A 2,482-nucleotide genomic window follows, 5' to 3' on the forward strand; every position below is an offset into this window, starting at 1 on the left:
GGTCTGGGGTGTACGGCGGGGTTCGCTCATGGGGTGCCGCGTTGCTTGGAGTGGACGGGTGGGGGTTCGTTAGGCGGCTTTGGGGTCTTGGGTTTGGGGTTCTGTGGGGGTTGTTAGGGCCCACTGGTCGGCTACGTCGCGGGCCTCTTGGCGGTCTTCGTCGGTTGGGGCGCCGCCGCGTTGGACGGGGCGGAAGTCGGCCGTGCCGCGGCTGAGGTCGTGGCCGACGGTGGTGGCTTCGATTTCGGCGGAGAAACGCCATTGGCCGTCGCGTTCGTACTGGCGGACGCGTAGGCGGCCCGTGACCAGGACGGGGTGGCCGCGCTGGAATTCTGAGGCGTTGATGTTGTCGGCTAGGCCGCGCCAGCAGTTGACGGTGAGGAACATGGTGTCGACGTCCTGCCACTGGCCGGCCTGGCGGTCGTAGCGGCGGGGTGTGCAGCCGACCCTCAAGGACAGGAACGGGGTGCCGTTGCCCGTGATGGTGTAGTAGGGCTCTGCGGCGATCCAGCCGATGACGGTGACGTGCGCTTCGTTCATGGTTTCCTCCGGTGTTCTCGCATGCGGGTCATTCGCGCGTACGAGTCAACCGTGGCCCAGCCGCGGAGCCGGAGGAAGCGAATCCCGAACCTGTGGATAACTAGGCCAGTTCACAGGGGGCTCAACTGTCGCGCGAGCGCGTTACCTGACCGGAGGGGTGAAGCCGAAGGCGAGCCCCTCCGGGAAGATCGCGAAGCGATGTCGCGTCTCGTCCAAGCGCGGTCAGGTGTGCGAGCCGCCAGGCGAGTGCCCCTGGGCCGGGGTTGAATAAGTACGGCCGCCAGGCGAGTGCCCCTGGGCCGGGATTGAATTTACACAGAGGTCCACGTCTTGGCGGAAGCGGGCGTAGAGCTGGAGTTCGGCCGCTACGGGCTCGATCACCTTGTGGTCGGCGACGCGTTCGATGCCCTCGCGCATGTGCTGCTCCATCTTGTCGCCGTGCTTGGCGGACGAGAGCGCGACGAGGTTGCGGCAGGCTGAGGACGTGAGCCAGCCCATGCCTAGGGTGCATACCACCAGGACGGCGACGTAGGGGATGAGGCCCGCCTCGCCGACCAGGGTGGCCGGGTCGTCGCCGCCGGCGTCGAGGATGCCGTAGGCGACGAGGAAGCCGATCCAGACGAGGCCGAGGGCGGCGACGAGGACGAGGAAGTACTGCCAGGTTTTGACCAGCCACCACCAGCGGGGCACCTGGTTGAAGGTGGGCAGCGCCGCCTTGAGGGACTCGCCGAGGTCCTCGGGGATCTCGGCGGCGTGGGAGCGGGCGGCGGCGCGGACGGAGCGGGCCCAGGGGGCGGGGAGTTCGGCGGCGACGCCGTCGGTGACGGTGTGCAGGGCGTTGTCGACGTCGCCCTGCTGGGCGCCGATCGGGCCGGTGAAGGCGTTGCGGAGCTCCTCGCGGAGCTCGGTGAGGCGCATCCGGCGCAGGGGGTCGGAGCGCAGGCGGGCGATGAGGGCGGCGATGGGCCAGCCGACGAAGTCGGCGGCGCGCAGTTCGTAGGCGCTTTCCATGGCCTCGGCGACGGCGGGCGCGCCCGCGGCGTCGGTCAGGGCCTGGACGAGCTCGAACCGGCGGTCGTCCTCGACGGTGGTGGGCGGCTCGGCGGTGAAGCGGTGGTCGGCGAACCGCTCGGCGACCTTGTCGACGTCGGCGCCGAGCCGCTCGCTGCGGGCGCGGCGGGCGGCGACGGTGTCGACGAGGATGTCGCGGAAGCCGTGGACGCCGTCCTCGCTGACCGCGGACGTGGTGACGATGCGGGGGCGGTCGAGGCCCTCGGCCTCCAGGAGGCGGCGCAGGTCGGCGACGCAGTCGTCGATCTCGTCCGGGCCGAGCCGGTCGACCTGGTTGAGGACGATCAGGGTGACGCCGGTGTGCCGGGCGAACGGGACGATGTAGTTGCGGTGCAGGGCCGCGTCGGCGTACTTCTGGGGGTCGACCACCCAGACGAGGAGGTCGGCGATGGTGACGAACCGGTCGACCTCGGCGCGGTGCAGGGCCTGGATCGAGTCGTGGTCGGGCAGGTCGAGCAGGACGAGGCCCTGGAGGGAGCTGTCGGCGCGCTCCAGGTCGAGGGCGCTGGCGCGGGCGTAGCGGTGGCGCTTGTCGACGTCGAGCCAGTCGAGGAGCGGCCCGGCGCCGTCCAGGCCCCAGACGCAGGCGTGGGCCTTGGACGTCATCGGGCGGCGGACGCCGGTGGGCGAGAGTTCGAGCCCGCAGATGGCGTTGAACAGCGACGACTTGCCGCTGCCCGTGCCGCCGGCGAGGGTGATGACGGTGTGCTCGCCGGACAGGCGGAGGCGCTGGCCGGCCCGGTCGAGCAGGACGCCGGCGTCGTCGAGGAGGGTCTGGTCGAGCCGTCCGGTGCCGGCCTGGACGAGCCGGTCGAGGCCGTTCAGGCGGTCGATCAGCCCGGGGGGCTCGGGGGCGGGCGGCCCGGCCGGG

At 71.2% G+C, this 2,482-nt stretch carries 2 protein-coding genes; both read right to left on the reverse strand.

Annotated features, from left to right (window positions below; genetic code table 11):
• Positions 1 to 69: 69 nt before the first annotated feature.
• Entirely contained in the window at positions 70 to 540 is a 471-nt protein-coding gene (locus E1298_RS46135; RefSeq protein WP_131903687.1) for a single-stranded DNA-binding protein, read from the reverse strand.
• A gap of 222 nt (positions 541 to 762) precedes the next feature.
• On the reverse strand, positions 763 to 2,482 hold a 1,720-nt coding region (locus E1298_RS46140), incomplete at its 5' end, for a GTPase family protein (RefSeq protein WP_424923239.1).

The sequence above is a fragment of the Actinomadura rubrisoli genome, from assembly GCF_004349215.1.
Taxonomy (GTDB): domain Bacteria; phylum Actinomycetota; class Actinomycetes; order Streptosporangiales; family Streptosporangiaceae; genus Spirillospora; species Spirillospora rubrisoli.